General features: G+C 37.9%; 14 protein-coding genes. 10 read left to right on the forward strand and 4 right to left on the reverse strand.

Going from position 1 to position 17,049, the window contains the following annotated elements; genetic code table 11:
• Positions 1-97: 97 nt before the first annotated feature.
• From L2B55_RS02985 to hutH, 10 genes are all read left to right on the forward strand, one after another.
• Positions 98-1,492, forward strand: a complete 1,395-nt coding sequence (locus tag L2B55_RS02985) for a S41 family peptidase (protein ID WP_237848808.1) — start codon at positions 98-100, stop codon at positions 1,490-1,492.
• Positions 1,493-1,655: 163 nt separating this feature from the next.
• Positions 1,656-3,056 carry a class II fumarate hydratase gene (fumC, locus tag L2B55_RS02990; protein WP_237848809.1) on the forward strand — a complete coding sequence of 467 codons (1,401 nt, stop codon included), beginning with the start codon at positions 1,656-1,658 and terminating at the stop codon, positions 3,054-3,056.
• Positions 3,057-3,164: 108 nt separating this feature from the next.
• Positions 3,165-3,965 carry a S1/P1 nuclease gene (locus L2B55_RS02995; protein ID WP_237848810.1) on the forward strand — a complete coding sequence of 267 codons (801 nt, stop codon included), beginning with the start codon at positions 3,165-3,167 and terminating at the stop codon, positions 3,963-3,965.
• Positions 3,966-4,299: 334 nt separating this feature from the next.
• Positions 4,300-5,706 (forward strand): tetratricopeptide repeat protein, encoded by a 1,407-nt coding sequence (locus tag L2B55_RS03000; protein ID WP_237848811.1) that lies wholly within the window; start codon positions 4,300-4,302, stop codon positions 5,704-5,706.
• A 278-nt stretch (positions 5,707-5,984) separates the two neighbouring features.
• Positions 5,985-6,764, forward strand: coding sequence for a phosphosulfolactate synthase (locus tag L2B55_RS03005; RefSeq protein ID WP_237848812.1), 780 nt, complete (start codon positions 5,985-5,987; stop codon positions 6,762-6,764).
• A gap of 72 nt (positions 6,765-6,836) precedes the next feature.
• Positions 6,837-7,583 (forward strand): shikimate dehydrogenase family protein, encoded by a 747-nt coding sequence (locus L2B55_RS03010; RefSeq protein ID WP_237848813.1) that lies wholly within the window; start codon positions 6,837-6,839, stop codon positions 7,581-7,583.
• Between the two features lie 51 nt (positions 7,584-7,634).
• Positions 7,635-8,258: a gliding motility lipoprotein GldD gene (gldD, locus tag L2B55_RS03015; RefSeq protein ID WP_237848814.1), complete on the forward strand. Its 624-nt coding sequence runs from the start codon at positions 7,635-7,637 to the stop codon at positions 8,256-8,258.
• Between the two features lie 66 nt (positions 8,259-8,324).
• Positions 8,325-8,960 carry an MBL fold metallo-hydrolase gene (locus L2B55_RS03020; protein ID WP_237848815.1) on the forward strand — a complete coding sequence of 212 codons (636 nt, stop codon included), beginning with the start codon at positions 8,325-8,327 and terminating at the stop codon, positions 8,958-8,960.
• A 16-nt stretch (positions 8,961-8,976) separates the two neighbouring features.
• Entirely contained in the window at positions 8,977-10,215 is a 1,239-nt protein-coding gene (locus L2B55_RS03025) for an FtsX-like permease family protein (protein WP_237848816.1), read from the forward strand.
• A 53-nt stretch (positions 10,216-10,268) separates the two neighbouring features.
• The gene (gene hutH / locus L2B55_RS03030; RefSeq protein WP_237848817.1) at positions 10,269-11,759 is read left to right on the forward strand and encodes a histidine ammonia-lyase; all 1,491 of its coding nucleotides are present in this window, start codon (positions 10,269-10,271) and stop codon (positions 11,757-11,759) included.
• Positions 11,760-11,800: 41 nt separating this feature from the next.
• Here the strand turns inward: hutH and lpcA are convergent, their stop codons facing one another.
• The 4 genes from lpcA to L2B55_RS03050 all read right to left on the reverse strand — a co-directional run bounded on the left by lpcA (position 11,801) and on the right by L2B55_RS03050 (position 17,025).
• Positions 11,801-12,379: a D-sedoheptulose 7-phosphate isomerase gene (lpcA, locus tag L2B55_RS03035; protein ID WP_237848818.1), complete on the reverse strand. Its 579-nt coding sequence runs from the start codon at positions 12,377-12,379 to the stop codon at positions 11,801-11,803.
• 102 nt (positions 12,380-12,481) lie between these two features.
• On the reverse strand, positions 12,482-13,696 hold the full coding sequence (locus tag L2B55_RS03040) for a PQQ-dependent sugar dehydrogenase (RefSeq protein WP_237848819.1): 1,215 nt from the start codon (positions 13,694-13,696) through the stop codon (positions 12,482-12,484).
• Between the two features lie 54 nt (positions 13,697-13,750).
• Positions 13,751-14,719, reverse strand: coding sequence for a 6-phosphofructokinase (gene pfkA / locus L2B55_RS03045; protein WP_237848820.1), 969 nt, complete (start codon positions 14,717-14,719; stop codon positions 13,751-13,753).
• A gap of 191 nt (positions 14,720-14,910) precedes the next feature.
• On the reverse strand, positions 14,911-17,025 hold the full coding sequence (locus L2B55_RS03050; RefSeq protein WP_237848821.1) for a protein-disulfide reductase DsbD family protein: 2,115 nt from the start codon (positions 17,023-17,025) through the stop codon (positions 14,911-14,913).
• Positions 17,026-17,049: the final 24 nt, after the last annotated feature.

Genomic DNA, 17,049 nt, shown 5'->3' on the forward strand with positions numbered 1-17,049 from the left:
AGTTTTATTACGTTAATTGATATAATTTGTTTATCTTTTTAACTAAAACTTACATTAGTTTTTACATTTTTAAAAGCAATCTATAATCCGTTCTCTTATGAATCAAAAACGCACTCTCTCGTTTTGGCTACTCATTGCTTTATGTTGGGCAGCTCCAGTCTTAGTAACCACTTCATGTAAAAAAAGTACTTCTTCCGAAACCGTTGAGCCAAAGCATGGTGATGTGCGAGACAGTGTTTACATGGTTGCAGAAACTTTTTATTTATGGGTAGATAATCTGCCTAATGCAGAATCATTTAAGCCAACTTCCTACCCAGGACCCGATGAAGTTATTGAAAAAATTAAAACTTATAGTCCATTATTAAATGGAAAGAATATTGATCGGTATAGTTTTGGGTTGCCGGAGGCTGAATACGAAAACTTAGCTAATGCCAATGAGTCTGACTATGGTTGTGGATTTAAGTTTGTCCGGCCCTCAGCCAATGATTATTCTGATGATTTGCGGATTACATATGTTTATAAGAATTCCCCAGCAGGGAGTCAGGGGGTGCAGAGGAGCTGGCGTGTATTGTCAATTAATGGTATAGCAGCAAATACTAATAACATAAGTGCCCTTAATAATGCTTTAAATAGCACCGGTTCAGTTTCGTTTCAAATGAGGACACCTGCAAATGAAACGAAGAATCTAAATCTTATGGCAGCAACTTATACGGCTAATACTGTAATAAAAAGTTCTGTAATTGATTTGGGGACAAAAAAAGTGGGCTACATTATGTTCAATACTTTCTTTGGGACTGCTATACAGGAAATTGAAGCTGCATTTAATGATTTTGTGGCAAAAGGAGTGACCGATGTTGTAGTGGATCTTCGTTATAATGGCGGAGGCAGGGTTGATATAGCCCAGCACTTTGCTAATCTTCTTGCTCCTGAAAGCGCTAAAGGGAAGGTAATGTATACCGAACAGCACAATGCATTGTTAACTACCGAAGGTTGGAATGAAACTATTAATTACGATAATTCTGCAAGGAAATTGCCTTTGTTGCAAAAAGTTGCATTTATTGGGACTTCAGGAACTGCATCGGCAAGCGAGCTGATGATCAATGTACTTAAGCCTTACTTAGGCGAGAGTCAGAAACTTTTTGGATCTACTACTTATGGTAAGCCTGTTGGCTTTTATCCTATTACAATAAATAGAAAACTACCTGATGCTTATACAACATTAATTGTTGCCGTAAAATCAATAAATTCTCAGGGGGGCAGTGATTACTATCAAGGTTTTGCTCCTGATGCGCTAGCGGTTGATGATGTAACTAGGGATTTTGGTGATCCAGAAGAAGCTTCATTGAAGGCTGCGCTCAACTGGATTCAAACGGGGACTATTACTACTGCAACTGTTGCAACGCAATCGCTCCTGCGCTTAAGCCCAATTGTGGATGCGGCTAACTCTAAACTCGATCATGCGTTTAAAGGATCGATTTTCAAAGAAAAATAGTGGCGACGAGATAGTGTATATTTTGAGGGTAAGTCAAATTTTGGGCTTACCCTTATTTATTAAGTATTTATGTAGATAAATTGACAAAAGTCATATCAAAGGCTTGGAAAAAGTCTAAATTTGCCCGTCTATAATTAATAATTTTTTTAGTCAAAATAGTAACATGGAATACCGCATAGAAAAAGACACTATGGGCGAAGTGCAGGTTCCTGCCGATAAATTCTGGGGTGCTCAAACCCAACGCTCAATTGAGAACTTTAAAATTGCTCAGGATATTAATAAAATGCCTAAAGAGGTTGTTAAAGCATTTGCATACTTAAAACATGCAGCAGCCTTAACCAATCTTGATGCTGGTGTTTTACCAAAAGAAAAAGCTGATTTAATTGGAAAGGTTTGCGAAGAAATTTTAACGGGTAAACTTGATGATCAATTTCCGTTAGTTGTTTGGCAAACTGGATCAGGAACCCAGTCGAACATGAATGTAAATGAGGTAATTGCTTACCGTGCACATGTTTTAAACGGGGGTAGTTTAGCTGATAAGGAAAAGGTTTTAAATCCTAATGATGATGTGAACAAGTCGCAGTCGTCAAATGATACATTCCCTACAGCTATGCACATTGCGGCGTATAAAATGTTGATGGAGACCACTATTCCGGGGATTGTTAAACTGCGTGATACATTGGCTGCTAAAGCAGAAGCATTTAAGCATGTTGTAAAGATTGGTCGTACGCACTTCATGGACGCCACTCCTTTAACTTTAGGTCAGGAGTTCTCTGGGTACGTTTCTCAATTGAGTCATGGTTTAAAGGCGATCAATAATACTTTGGCTCACCTTTCAGAGTTAGCGTTAGGCGGAACAGCGGTAGGAACAGGTATCAATACTCCAAAAGGATATTCTGAAAACGTATCTAAACATATTGCCCAATTAACAGGACTTCCATTCATTACTGCGGAAAATAAATTTGAAGCCCTTGCTGCACACGACGCAATTGTTGAGGCTCATGGTGCTTTAAAAACCGTTGCTGTTAGTTTGATGAAGATCGGTAACGATATTCGTATGCTTTCATCTGGTCCTCGTTCAGGTATCGGTGAAATTCATATTCCTGATAACGAACCAGGTTCTTCAATTATGCCAGGAAAAGTTAACCCTACGCAATGCGAAGCAATGACAATGGTTGCTGCTCAGGTGTTGGGGAATGATGTAGCAATTAATGTGGGTGGTTCAAATGGTCATTTTGAGTTGAATGTTTTCAAGCCGATGATGATTTACAACTTCTTGCACTCAGCACGTTTGATTGGTGACGTGTGTGTGTCATTCAATGATAAATGTGCTCTAGGTATTGAGCCTATTGAAAAAAATATTCAAAACCACCTGAATAATTCCTTAATGCTGGTGACATCATTAAATACCAAAATTGGCTATTACAAAGCAGCAGAAATTGCTCAAACGGCTCATAAGCAAGGGAAAACCCTTAAAGAAACTGCCGTTGAGTTAGGTTATGTTACCGCAGAACAATTTGATGAGTGGGTTAATCCAATTGATATGGTTGGAGAGCTCAAGTAGTTGAGATATTGAATTGCAATTATTAGGAAATTTAATAATTACTTAAAGCCTTCATCCAAGCAGATGAAGGCTTTTTAGATTACTTTTGACTAGTTGAAAAATAGGTTCATGAAGTCAATAAAACTTACTTCCTTAGGATTAATCGTATTATTCTTATTAACTATTCTTGCTCCACAAACTTCCCAGGCTTGGGGTAAAACAGGTCACCGCTTAATAGGTGAAATTGCCGATCGTCATTTAACTAAAAAGACAAAAAGAGCCATTAACAAAATCTTAGGTACAGAATCAGTTGCCATGGTGAGTGATTGGTCCGATTTTATTAAGTCGGATCGTAAATATGACAGTACACAGGTTTGGCATTACATAAATTTAGAAGATGGACTTACCTGTGAACAGATAAAGGAAAAGTGTGCAAATGATTCAGTAAATCTTGCTTTTGCTATTCGAAAGATGACTTCAATTTTAAAGGATCAGCAAAGTTCAAGTGAATTAAAGAAAGATGCATTGCGATTTTTAATTCATTTAGTGGGAGATGCTAATCAACCTATGCACATTGGTCGCCCAACTGATAAGGGCGGAAACGATATTAAAATGACTTGGTTTAAAAAAACAACCAACTTGCATCGTATTTGGGATGATGATCTTATTGAGTTTCAGGACTTGAGCTATACTGAATATGCAACTGCTCTAAATCATCCTACACAAGCTCAAATAGAGGCTTGCCAGTCTATTGATCCTTCTGATTGGTTTTGTGAAACCTATGGATTGAGTAGAAAACTTTATCAAAATGCTGAGAAAGAAACTGATATTGGTTACAAGTATAATTATGTGTTCCTTTCGGCTTTAAATGAGCAACTGCTTAAAAGCGGATTGCGTTTGGCCAATGTTTTAAATGAGATTTATAGATAAAGTTCTAAGAAGACAAGGAAAACCGTTCTTTATTTGTTTTAAAGGCATTTTATTGGCCTCAATCTTGCTGTAAATAAAGCATAACAAATAAATATAGGGTGGTGCAAAATAGCTGCAAACCAAAAAATGTTATCTTTGTTATTATTAGTGCTTTTGAACTCAATGTTTTAAAGTGCTTTTGGTTGATATGTGGAAAAAAAGGACCGCTGTGGTTGGAAGATTAATTCTATCTTTTCAATAGTTAAAACCAGCCTGTTAAACTTTTCGTTTAATACCATACAGGGTGCTGAATTTCAATACGTTTCGTTCTTTTTAACCTTTTGTGGACTAATCAATGTTTGACGACGATTTTGAATTTGACAATCCGGAAGAAGCACGCTCTTCGGTTGAACGGTATGAGGAGATGATTCGAAATAAGGACCAGTATTTCTTTGATGCCGATGCATTTGAAAAGATTATTGATTACTATATCGAAAAGAATGATCCAGTAAAAGCCTTACAAGTTGTAGAATATGCACTTAACCAGCATCCGTACGCTTCTAGCTTTTTTGTAAAGCAGGCTCAATTGTTTATAATGACCAATCAAACGGCCAAAGCATTTAAAATGCTGGAAAAGGCTGAAAGTTTGGAAACCTCCAATCCTGATATTTACATTTTAAGGGGTACCCTTCTCGAAAATCAGGATCGCCACCAGGAAGCACTGGAAAACTATCAGCAAGCGTTATTGTATGCTGAAGACACAGATGAGATTTGTCTGCAGATTGCATACGTTTATCAAAATCTTGGAAACTATGAAGATGCTATTGTCTTCTTAAAGCGATGCCTGGAAACCAATATGGAAAACCAGGATGCACTTTATGAACTTGCTTTCTGCTATGATGTGTTAGACAGGCAGGAAGAAAGTATACGGTTTTATGAACAGTATATTGATGAAGAACCTTATTCTTATGCCGCTTGGTATAATTTAGGGAATGCTTACATCAAGCTCGAAATGTATGAAAAAGCTATTGATGCTTATGATTATGCAATACTGATTAAGGAAAACTTTGCGGCAGCATATTTTAACAAAGGCAATGCTTTAGTTGGGCTTGAACGTTATATGGAGGCTATTAGTGTTTACCGTCAAACGTTTGAGTATGAGCAACCTGATGCTGAAACCTATTGTTGCATGGGTGAGTGTTATGAAAAACTGGAGATGATGGATGAGGCCCGTTCCTTCTATAAAAAAGCAGTGAAGCTCGATGCTCGTTTAGCAGAAGCCTGGTTTGGTATTGGGGTAACGCTTGATTTTGAGGAGCGCTGGTTCGAGTCATTGCATTTTTATAAGAAAGCATTGGAGTTAGATGCTAATAATCCAGAATATTGGTTTGCTTTGGGTGATTCATATTCAAAACTTGGCAACGTTGAAGAAGCTGAACATGCTTACGAAAAGGTTATGGAATTAGCTCCTGATGATGTTGAGATCTGGCTCGATTATTCTTCATTAATGTTTGAAGAGGGAAAGTTTGATGAAGCTATTGCCATTATTTCTGAAGGTATTAAAGTAAACACACAGTCGGCGGAACTTTATTACCGTATGGTCGCTTACTTGTTTGCAAATGGTCAATACAATGAAGCCGTAAGCTATTTAGAGCAGGCTTTGGTAGCCGATCCTGAAAAATGCGAGTTGTTATTTGACTATTTGCCACAATTGCAGAATAATAAAGTGATCATTGATATCATCAATCGATATATATCGTAATAATACTTTTGCATGCCAATAAAATTACTTTACAATGCAAAATCCCTGGAGGAAGCATTCCTATCCGGGGATTTGTTTTAGTAAAAGAAATGTTTCTTTCTGTGATTTAATTGCTTATAGGAATTCAGGTTGGATGGCATAATTAAATGGGTATTTATTCGTTGGCAAAATTATGCGAGTTTGTATCGCTAAAACATTTGGTATTTTAAACACTTAGGCTTTATTTTGTGGAGCCTAAAAAAGGGGGGGACTCCCCCGAAAGATTTAGTTAATTTGAAATGAATTATACCTTGAAGTACGTTCCGGACAGAGAAGCAAAACCTCGTGAGAAGGGTATAACCATGGTTATGGACAAAGGTTTGAGTGTGAATGAGATTGAGAATTTCCTTTCAGTTTCAGGTAATCACACCGACCTTGTAAAACTTGGTTGGGCCACCTCATTTGTAACCCCAAATCTGCAAGATAAATTAAACGTTTACCGTCAGGCCGGTATCCCGGTATATTTTGGCGGAACCTTATTCGAAGCATTTATTATACGTGGTCAGTTTGACGATTATCTTCGCATACTCGAACGTTATAATATGGAATATGCTGAAGTTTCAGACGGTTCAATTATTATTCCGCATGATGTTAAGTGTGAGTATATCCGTAAGCTGAAAGAAAAAGTAACCGTTATTTCAGAAGTGGGATCTAAAGATGACACTGTAATTATTCCTCCATATAAATGGATTCAGCTGATGCAAGCTGAGATCGATGCCGGTTCATGGAAAGTAATTGCGGAAGCACGTGAAAGTGGAAATGTTGGTTTGTTCCGTGGAAATGGTGAGGTGCGCTCAGGTTTAGTAGAGGAGATCTTGACTAAAATTCCTCAAGAAACAATTATTTGGGAAGCGCCTCAAAAATCACAACAGGTATGGTTTGTGAAATTATTGGGAGCTAATGTGAATTTAGGAAATATCGCTCCAGCAGAGGTTATACCTTTGGAAACAGTTCGTCTTGGATTAAGAGGGGATACCTTTAATCATTTCCTGAAAGACTTTGATATTCCTGTTTTATAGAATAAACTCTTAAAACATTGTAGGGGCGGAAACTATTATCGTTGTTTTCCGCCTTTTTTTTACCATAAATTCATGAAAAAATTCGGGCTCATAGGTTATCCTCTTTCTCATTCATTTTCAAAGAAATATTTCACTGAGAAGTTTTTAAAAATGGGGTTGTCAGATCACCAGTATGACTTATACCCCATTGAGCAAGCTGAAATGTTGCAGGAAATTCTTGATAATAATCCGGAGATAAGAGGCATTAATGTTACCATTCCTCATAAAATAGCAGTTATTCCATTATTAAGTAGGGTTGATGATTCTGCCAAGGGAGTTGGTGCTGTAAATGTGATAAAGGTTGAACGCGATTCTAATGGTATGCCGATACTTATTGGTTACAATTCTGATGTGTATGGTTTTAGGGAATCATTGAAACCATTGCTGAAACCGCATCATAAGAAAGCACTCATTCTGGGAACGGGAGGAGCGTCTAAGGCTGTAGAATATGCCTTAAAGGAATTGAATATTGAATATAGATTTGTATCACGGGAAGGAGATATCAATAAATTAATTTATAGTGAGCTTGATGAGGCAACTTTAAATGAATATACAGTTATTGTAAATTGCTCCCCGCTAGGTACATACCCTAATGTGGAAAGTTGTCCAGCTATCCCTTATGAATTTCTGACATCAAACCACTTATTATTCGACTTGGTTTATAATCCGGAAGAGACTTTATTCATGAAAAAAGGTAAAGAACACGGAGCTGCAGTAAAAAACGGGCTGGAAATGTTACACTTGCAAGCCGAACGGGCTTGGGCTATTTGGAATGGATAGAGTCGAACTTCTTACTTCATCATCTAAATTGTACCTTGCGCTATTTATTTTATGATTGTGCTTAATAAATCAAACCTTTTAAAACTAGCAAGCCGGTTGACTGTTTTGGGTATACTTGGAATTTTTTTATTTCTGAATGCCTGTCAGCAATCTGCGTCCACCCCCAAACCCCGCGGCTATCATCGTATTGATTTTCCTAAGAAAGCATATGTACACTACGACGGAGGTTGTTCATACAGTTTTGATATTCCTGTATATGCTAATGTAACACCTGATGTATCAGCTGAAGCAAGGCCTTGCTGGATAAATATTAACTATCCCCAGTTTAACGGTAAACTACACATTACTTATCATGATTTTGATAATGATCAGAAGAGATTTAACCAATTAACTGAATATAGCCGTGAATTGGTTTTTAAACATACCATCAAGGCTACTTCTATTGACGAAAGCATAATTAAAGATAATAAACGCAGGGTTTATGGTACTTATTACACAATTGGTGGTAATACGGCTTCTTCCCTTCAGCTTTATTTGACCGACAGTACAAAACATTTTTTGCGTGCAGCATTATACTTCAGATCGGAACCTAAGCTTGATTCTATTCAGCCGGTTTTAGATTTTATAAAGAAAGATATAGATGTTATGCTTAAGACTTTTAAGTGGAAAAATTAAGGCTTAATAAGTTCGATTTTGTATAAATAAGCGACAAAAAACTTAAAGTAATTCGTTTCAAACTTTATGATACAAGTACATTATTTAACATTCAATCCTTATCAGGAGAATACATATATACTTTTTGACGAAACAAAGGAATGCCTAATCATTGACCCAGGATGTTATAATGCCGGTGAGCAAAACGAATTGGTTGGCTTTATCAAAAGTAATGGATTAAAACCAGTAAAATTGATTAATACGCATTGTCATATTGACCATGTTTTGGGCAATAAATTCGTGTTTGATAATTTCGGGTTGAAACCAAATTTTCATAAAGACGAGCAGTTTATTTTAGATGCAATACCTGGTTATGCACCATCAATGGGAATGCATTATGAACTTTCTCCAGCTGTAGAGTGCTATCTTGAGGATGGAGAGGTAATTTCTTTTGGTAATTCATCAGTTGAATGCATTTTTACTCCAGGGCATTCTCCTGGTAGTCTTTCTTTTTATAGTAAAGCCGATGGCTTTGTAATTGGAGGCGATGTGTTATTTCACCAAAGTGTGGGTCGTACGGACTTACCGGGAGGCAATTTTCAGGTATTAAAGAGAAGTATTGAAGATCGCTTATTTCCGTTAGGAGATGAGGTGAAAGTATATCCGGGCCATGGCCCTGCTACAAGTGTCGGTTTTGAACGTTTGCACAATCCGTTTTTATAATATCGATAGAACTTAAATGAAACTGGCGTTATTTTTTGCTAAGCGATACCTGTTTTCTAAAAAATCGACCAATGCCATCAATATTATTTCTGGCATATCCATGCTTGGCGTTTTAATTGGTTCGGCGGCCTTAATTATTATCTTGTCGGTTTTCAATGGCTTTGAAACATTAGTTTTATCGTTATACAATCGCTTTTCGCCAGATTTAAAAATTGAGACTGTAAAAGGGAAAACCTTCAATCCTAAATCGTCTGCATTCAAGGAATTGCAAAGTAGCAAGGAATTGTTGTTTTATGTCGAAGGCTTGGAGGAAAAGGCCTTGTTACGCTTTGGTAAAAATCAGTACATAGCTACAATTAAAGGGGTTAGTGATGATTTTCTTAAAACTCACGCACTTGATTCAATGATTATTCGAGGTAGGGCGGAGTTAGGTACTGATGAGGAACCGAGGGCTATTATTGGTAGTGGGGTTGAATATTATTTGGCAATGAATATTAGTTCCGATGAGCCAATGACGATTTATTCTCCGCGGAAAAATATGGGCTCATCCATTGATCCTACCAATGATTTAAGCCGTAACGATATCTATGTATCAGGGGTGTTTCAAATTCAACAGGATTTTGATCTGAAATATGTATTGGTTCCACTTGCATTTGCTCGGAACCAATTAGATGAACCTGTCAAAGTTTCATCAGTTGAACTATATCTGAAGAAAGACGTCAATATTGACAAGTATAAAAGTAGTGTACAGCAATTATTAGGGCCAGATTATCTTGTAAGAAATCGCGCGGAGCAAAACGAGTTGTTGTATAAAATATTAAATACCGAGAAATGGGCAGTATATCTCATTCTCACCTTTGTGCTTATTATAGCCATTTGTAATATTATTGGTTCATTAACCATGCTGGTAATTGATAAGAAAAAAGATATTGCCATTTTGTTTAGTATGGGAGCCAACAGTCGTACTGTTCGTTTTATCTTTTTACTCGAAGGCTTACTGATTTCTATGCTAGGAACAATTGCAGGCTTAACCCTTGGCGGACTGTTTTGTCTTCTTCAGAAAAAGTACGGTCTGATAAAATTAGGAGAGTCTGGCACGTTTATGATGGAAGATTATCCCGTTGAAATGTATGGCAAAGATTTTCTGCTGGTTTTTCTGACTGTTTTTGTTATTTCGTTCATTGCTTCAGCTATTGCATCGCGTTTAAGTGTGCGTAATTTCACAAATGTGCGAGAGGAACTTACCGAGCAATAGGTAATTAAGCAACAATCCTTATTTTTGTTATCATCAATCTTTAAACAAAGTACATGAAGTTACATTATATCGGTTCAGCGCCAATCACGCTTGAATTGATCGACACTGTTATTACCCAAGGGTATCAATTGGCTTTATCGGAAGAAGCGACACAGAAAATTAACGATTGCTTCAATTACCTTCATAAGAAAATCAAAGAAAGCAATGCTCCTGTTTACGGTATTAATACAGGTTTTGGTTCATTGCAAAATGTTTCTGTTGAAAATGATGATTTAGAAATACTGCAAAGCAATTTACTTAAATCACATGCATGCGGAACCGGGGATGAAGTGCCACATGAGATTGTGAAGCTGATGGTGTTGCTCAAAATTCAATCATTGAGTTATGGTCATTCAGGGGTTCAGCTTTCAACTGTACAGCGCTTAATTGATTTTTACAACAATGATGTACTGCCTGTTGTTTATACTCAGGGCTCATTAGGAGCATCGGGAGATTTAGCTCCTTTGGCTCATTTATCGCTTCCATTATTGGGTTTGGGAGAGGTTTATGTTGAAGGAAAGCGTAAGGCGGCCTCAGCAATGCTTCAACAGTTTGGCTGGGAACCTTTACACATGAAGGCGAAAGAAGGATTGGCCCTAATTAACGGGACTCAATTTATGAGCGCTTATGGTGTTCATTGCTTGTTGTTAGCTAAAAAATTATCACAAGTGGCTGATGTAGTTGCGGCAACCTCAATTGATGCTTTTGATTGTCGTATTGATCCATTTAATGAGCTGATTCATCAAATTCGCCCACATAGAGGACAACTTAATACTGCCAAGTTTGTATCTGAAGTACTTGAGGGAAGCGAGCTTATTAATCAACCAGGAAAACAAACTCAGGATCCATATTCATTTCGTTGTGTTCCACAAGTGCACGGAGCTTCTAAAGATGCAATAAACTATGTGGAATGGGTGTTTTTAACCGAAATAAATGCTGTAACAGATAATCCGAATGTTTTTCCTAATGAAGATCTGATTCTTTCAGGAGGCAATTTCCATGGACAGCCATTGGCCTTGGCTCTTGATTTCTTGTGCCTGGCTTTATCTGAGTTGGGAAGTATCTCCGAGCGAAGAACGTATCAGCTTATTTCAGGTTTAAGAAATCTTCCCGCATTCTTAGTTGCCAAGCCAGGGTTAAATTCAGGGCTAATGATTCCGCAATACACCGCAGCGTCAATAGCCAGCCAAAATAAGCAGTTGTGTACACCTGCATCTGTGGATTCTATAGTCTCTTCAAACGGGCAGGAGGATCATGTAAGTATGGGTGCCAATGCTGCAGTAAAAGCAGGTAAGGTGGTTCAAAATTTGGTATCAATATTAGGTATTGAGTGGCTTAACGCGACACAAGCTCTTGAGTTGCGTAAACCTGTAAAATCCTCACCTTTTATTGAAAAATTATTGACGGAATTTCGGAAAGAAGTGGCCTTTATTACTGAAGACCGACAATTGTCAATTGATATAGAAAAGTCGAAACAGTTTGTGCTTGAAATGATTGTTCGATAATAAGTAAACAAAAAACGGGAAGAGTCTTCCCGTTTTTTGTTTTAAAGCGATCTGCCGATATGTTGCTCAATATAATCAATCAGCGAATGGATACATTTGATATGGATCTCCTGAGCACGGTCGGCGTATTGTGAGTGCGGAGCCCGAATTTCGACATCACAAATTTTAGCCATTCTCCCCCCATCTTTTCCAGTTAGGCCAATTATGGTCATTCCTTTTTCTTTGGCTGCAGTTATTGCATTTATAACGTTTTCAGAGTTTCCGCTTGTGCTTATCCCTAACAAAACATCTCCCTCTTGGCCAATTGCGTCAACATAACGTGAAAAAACAAATGCATAGCCATAATCATTGCCCACACAACTCATGTGTGAGGGGTCCGAAATGGATATTGCTGCAAGTGCTTTGCGGTCATTGCGGTAACGACCCGAAAGCTCTTCAGCAAAGTGCATGGCGTCACACATAGAACCGCCATTGCCACAAGAAATGATTTTTTTTCCGTTTCTTAATGCTTTTACCATCATTTGTCCGGCAGCATCAAGTGCCAAAAAATTCTTCTCGTCGTTCAAAAAGGTGTTTAATGCACTTTGTGCCTCTATAAAATGTTGCTTAATCGATTCCAAGTCTTAAGTTGATGTTTTTAGTATGTTCAATGCATCAGTAATCAAAAATAGGGTTTAAAATTAATACTTGAGCACTCTTTTTTAAGTGGATGAAACGGTAGTTTATTGGCTGGCAATCAGTTTGTAAATAGCTCCTGTCGGGCTTAACGGTTGCGTGTCTAAACTGGTAAGAACATATAGTTCGTTCGCTTTGTCTTTTCCAAAGCTTAAAACTCTTAGATTACTAGGAGCGTTTTTTACTGTTATCTTTCCTCCTGATCCGTTAGTTGTTATTGCAAAGAAAACGCCGGTCCAGTCCGCAAAGACATATTTGTTCTTAAAGGCAGGTACTTTAGTGCCGTCATAAAAATACCCTCCGGTAATACTTACTCCAGTATTGTGGTCGTATTCATAAATAGGCATTGTTAGCCCTGCAGTGTTGCAGTTTAAAGCAGGATTATAGCAGTGGGAGCCTTCCATGATCCGCCAACCGTAGTTTTTCCCCTTTTCTATAATGTTTACTTCTTCATATGCATTTTGACCTACATCGGCACAAAAAATCCTGCCATTTTTGTCAAAAGTAAATTTCCATGGATTACGCAAGCCATATGCCCAGATTTCAGTGCGTACATTATTCTGACCAACAAAGGGATTGTCAGCAGGTATACTGTAAGGATTCCCACTATTTACATTGATTCGAATGATTTTGCCTAGCAGGTTTGCCAGACTCTGCGCATTTCCAATAGGGCCATGCTGATCTCCGGCTCCGCCACCATCTCCTAATCCTATATATAAATAACCACCTGGGCCAAACTCTAGATGGCCACCGTTATGATTGGCTTGTGGTTGTTCAATTTCCATAATAACCTTTTCCACGGTTTCTGCTTTATTGGGGTTGGTTGATACTTTGTATTCGCCAAGAATACTTTTATGGTCACTTCCGGATTGTGAAGAGGGCGCAGAATAATAAATGAAAAACCTGCCGTTGGTTTTATATTGAGGATGAAAGGCCATGCCCAGAAGTCCTCGTTCAGTGTATTGGGCGTTCATTTCAACCATTTTAGCACTTACATCCAGGAATGGCTCAGAAAGTAGAGTCCCATTGTCTAAGACCATTATGCGGCCTTTTTGTTCAACTATGAATATTCTGTTGGTGCCATCATCCGGTATAGCCATTTCTACAGGAGACTCCAGTCCTTTTGTAACTAATTGGAGTGCAACGTTGGGACCTAATGGTTCTGTATCGGACTTATTGTCATTGCTTTTTGATGAGCAGTTAACTAAACTAAAAAAGCTCATTAAGCAAATTAAAACCAGGAATTCAGGATGTTGTTTCATGCCTGAATTTACGTTTTAATTTGGTAATGAGCCAGTTAGTTGTTTTGATAAATATTATGATGCTAAAATTCCCACCATGCGGAGCATTTCAGGGTCCATTTTTGATGTATCTTTGATAGCTTCAGCAAATGGTGTAAAAACAATCTTCTTATCGATTTTACCCACCATTACACCTTTTTTACCTTTCAATAAAGCCTCTACAGCATGAAAGCCGAGTTCACTTGCTAACATACGATCAAAGCATGAAGGAGAGCCTCCGCGTTGAATATGGCCCAAAACGGAAACTTTGGTGTCAAATTGAGGAAGTCTTTCTTTTACTTTTTCAGCAACGGCAAAAGCCCCTCCTGCTTCATCTCCTTCTGCTACAATAATAATTTTAGCTGATTTACGACGACCTTTTTCCAAACGTTCATATAATCGTTCCAGGTCGAATTTTACTTCAGGAAGTAATATAGCCTCTGCTCCTGCCCCAATTCCAGTTGCTAAGGCAATTTGTCCTGAGTCCCTCCCCATTACCTCTACAAAGAATAAACGGTCATGAGATTCTGCTGTGTCACGAATAGCATCAACGGCTTTAATAACAGTATTGATTGCAGTATCATAACCAAGTGTATAATCGGTGCCTAATAAATCATTGTCAATTGTTCCTGGAGTACCTACTGACGGAATTCCATATTCTTTTTCAAAAATGGTAGCACCTGTAAATGTTCCATTTCCTCCAATGGCTACCAATGCATCTATGCCTTGGGCTTTCAAGTTTTCATAAGCTTTCCTGCGCCCTTCAGGAGTCATAAACTCTTGACTACGGGCGGTTTTTAAAATAGTGCCACCCCGTTGAATGATATTGGCTACTGACTGGGCTTCAAGAGGCATGAACTCTCCATTTATCATGCCTTCATAACCTCGCATAATACCCACAACTTCAATATTATGATAGATAGCAGTACGTACTACCGCTCTTACACATGCATTCATGCCCGGGGCATCTCCTCCCGAAGTAAAAACACCTATTCTTTTAATCATCCCGTGAAAATTATAGTTCTTTCTAAATAATAGATCAAAATAATGAACCCTTTTTAATTAGACGTGTAAATTTATGTAAAATTTATAATCTATGAACATCCATAGTATTTAATACTTGCATTGGGATTTGCATAAATTAAAACGGCCTTCTGGTTTTATCCAGAAGGCCGTTCTTTAATATGGTCTAAAAATTACTTCATTGTAAGTTTTTGATTTTCAAAAGCCTGTTTTCCGCTGTCTAGGAAGCGGATGTAGTTTTGAATGTCAGGATTGTAAGCTTGTGGCTCAACCAATGGTTTACCATTATGGTCAATTAACACATAATAAGGTTGTGAATTAGTGTTATAGCTTGAAGCTTGTAAATCACTCCATTTTTTACCTACAGTAGTAATCTTTTTACCTGTGGTTTTTGAAACGTATTGTTCACCTTCTGGCAATTCAGTTCTGTCATCAACGTAAAGAGAAATTAATACGTAATCGCCTTTTAAGCGTTTCAATACTTCTGGGTTAGACCAAACATTAGCTTCCATTTTACGGCAGTTTACACAGCTGTGGCCAGTGAAGTCAATAAATACTGGTTTTCCTGTCTTTTTAGCATGTTCCAAACCTTCTTCATAATCAAAGAATGCGTCGATGCCATGTGGAGCATGGAAAATACCTGCATATTTTTTAGCCGTATGGTCAGCCGGAATATTGTTGTTTCCTCCAGTGGCAACTATTGATAGATCAAAATCCTGAGTTCCCATTGGTGGAGCAAATGCGCTGATTGATTTAAGAGGGGCTCCCCATAAGCCAGGGATCATATAGATCGCAAAGGCAAAAGAAAACAATGAAAGGAATAAACGAGGAACAGAGACATATTGTAGGTCACTATCGTGAGAGAATTTCAGTTTGCCTAACAAATAGAAGCCTAACATCACAAAGATTACGATCCATAATACTAGAAATACTTCGCGGTCAAGAACACCCCAATGGTACGCCAAATCTACGTTTGATAAGAATTTCAAAGCAAAAGCAAGCTCGATAAAACCTAGAACTACTTTTACTGAATTTAACCAACCACCTGATTTAGGAAGGTTTTGCAACCAGCTTGGGAATATTGCAAAAAGTGTAAACGGAATTGCCAAAGCTGTTGAGAAACCAAGCATTCCCATTGCAGGGCCTAAATACTGACCTTTTCTTGCTGCTTCAACTAATAAGTTACCAATAAGTGGTCCGGTACAAGAGAAAGAAGCTAATGCTAAGGCCAAAGCCATAAAGAAAATACCTATTAAACCTCCTTTGTCAGCTTTTTCATCGGCTTTAGTTGCCCATGAGCTTGGTAAAGTAATTTCGAATGCACCAAAGAAAGAGGCTGCAAATACTACCAATACCACAAAGAAAATTAAGTTTGCAATAGCATTACTTGCTAGCTGATTTAGTGCATCTTCACCTAAGGTAATGGTAATACCCAAGCCGAAAACAACATAAATAGCAATGATGGCCAATCCAAAAGTTATAGCTTTTCTAATTCCTGCAGCACGTGAAGGGCTGCGTTTGGTAAAGAAACTTACCGTTAACGGAATCATTGGGAAGATACAAGGCATTAATAATGCTACAAAACCGAATAAAAATCCTTCAATGAAAATACCCATAGTTGAAGGTGATTTTATTACAGCTTGATTACCGTCATTGTTACTAACAGGAACAACTGATGCAGTTGTAGAATCTGCTTTGGTTGTATCAGCTGAAACTGTTATAGCTGGTGATTTCTCCACTGAAGGAGCAACAGCAGTATCTACAGCAGTTTGTGGTTGATTTTTAGTTTTTTCAACCGGGGCAGCAGCCGGAGTTGCTGCTGGGGGTGCTGCAGGAGTTCCCGTAGCAGTAATATTAAATTCGACTTCTTCTGGAGGTAAGCACTGGCTATCATTACAAACCATATACTCTAACGTTCCGGAAATTTTAGTCGAAGGAACTTTTAGTTTAATTTTTTGTTCAAATACTGCTTTACCTTCAAAGTAAGCAATATTCATGCTGAAAGTAGGGTCGAAACCTTTGTGGGGTTTTGTTTTCTCTTCTACTTTACCAATCAATTCATAATCTTTTGAAGGCTTGAATTTAAACGAGGTTGGAACAGGGCCTCCTCCTTCAATAAACTGGGAGTACATATGCCAATTCCCCTCAATTTTAGCAGTTAAAGTTAAAACTGCTTCATCCCCCTTAGTGTTTTTGCTTGAGAACGTCCAAGATACCGGGTTCTCAATTTGTGCAAATGTTGTCATGCTTCCCAGTAGCATTGCCAACAAAAAGAATAATCTCTTCATCTAATTTATCTAATAAGTTCAGGT

Source organism: Solitalea lacus (assembly GCF_022014595.1).
GTDB classification, from domain to species: Bacteria; Bacteroidota; Bacteroidia; order Sphingobacteriales; family Sphingobacteriaceae; genus Solitalea; species Solitalea lacus.

Excerpts from the sequence above, each read along its gene's own strand:
- gldD (WP_237848814.1), top strand. The coding sequence starts at position 7,635 with ATGATTGTGCTTAATAAATCAAACCTTTTAAAACTAGCAAGCCGGTTG.
- fumC (WP_237848809.1), top strand. The coding sequence starts at position 1,656 with ATGGAATACCGCATAGAAAAAGACACTATGGGCGAAGTGCAGGTTCCT.
- pfkA (WP_237848820.1), bottom strand. The coding sequence starts at position 14,719 with ATGATTAAAAGAATAGGTGTTTTTACTTCGGGAGGAGATGCCCCGGGC.
- L2B55_RS02995 (WP_237848810.1), top strand. The coding sequence starts at position 3,165 with ATGAAGTCAATAAAACTTACTTCCTTAGGATTAATCGTATTATTCTTA.
- hutH (WP_237848817.1), top strand. The coding sequence starts at position 10,269 with ATGAAGTTACATTATATCGGTTCAGCGCCAATCACGCTTGAATTGATC.
- L2B55_RS03025 (WP_237848816.1), top strand. The coding sequence starts at position 8,977 with ATGAAACTGGCGTTATTTTTTGCTAAGCGATACCTGTTTTCTAAAAAA.
- L2B55_RS03000 (WP_237848811.1), top strand. The coding sequence starts at position 4,300 with ATGTTTGACGACGATTTTGAATTTGACAATCCGGAAGAAGCACGCTCT.
- L2B55_RS03040 (WP_237848819.1), bottom strand. The coding sequence starts at position 13,696 with ATGAAACAACATCCTGAATTCCTGGTTTTAATTTGCTTAATGAGCTTT.
- L2B55_RS03020 (WP_237848815.1), top strand. The coding sequence starts at position 8,325 with ATGATACAAGTACATTATTTAACATTCAATCCTTATCAGGAGAATACA.
- L2B55_RS03010 (WP_237848813.1), top strand. The coding sequence starts at position 6,837 with ATGAAAAAATTCGGGCTCATAGGTTATCCTCTTTCTCATTCATTTTCA.
- L2B55_RS03005 (WP_237848812.1), top strand. The coding sequence starts at position 5,985 with ATGAATTATACCTTGAAGTACGTTCCGGACAGAGAAGCAAAACCTCGT.
- L2B55_RS03050 (WP_237848821.1), bottom strand. The coding sequence starts at position 17,025 with ATGAAGAGATTATTCTTTTTGTTGGCAATGCTACTGGGAAGCATGACA.
- L2B55_RS02985 (WP_237848808.1), top strand. The coding sequence starts at position 98 with ATGAATCAAAAACGCACTCTCTCGTTTTGGCTACTCATTGCTTTATGT.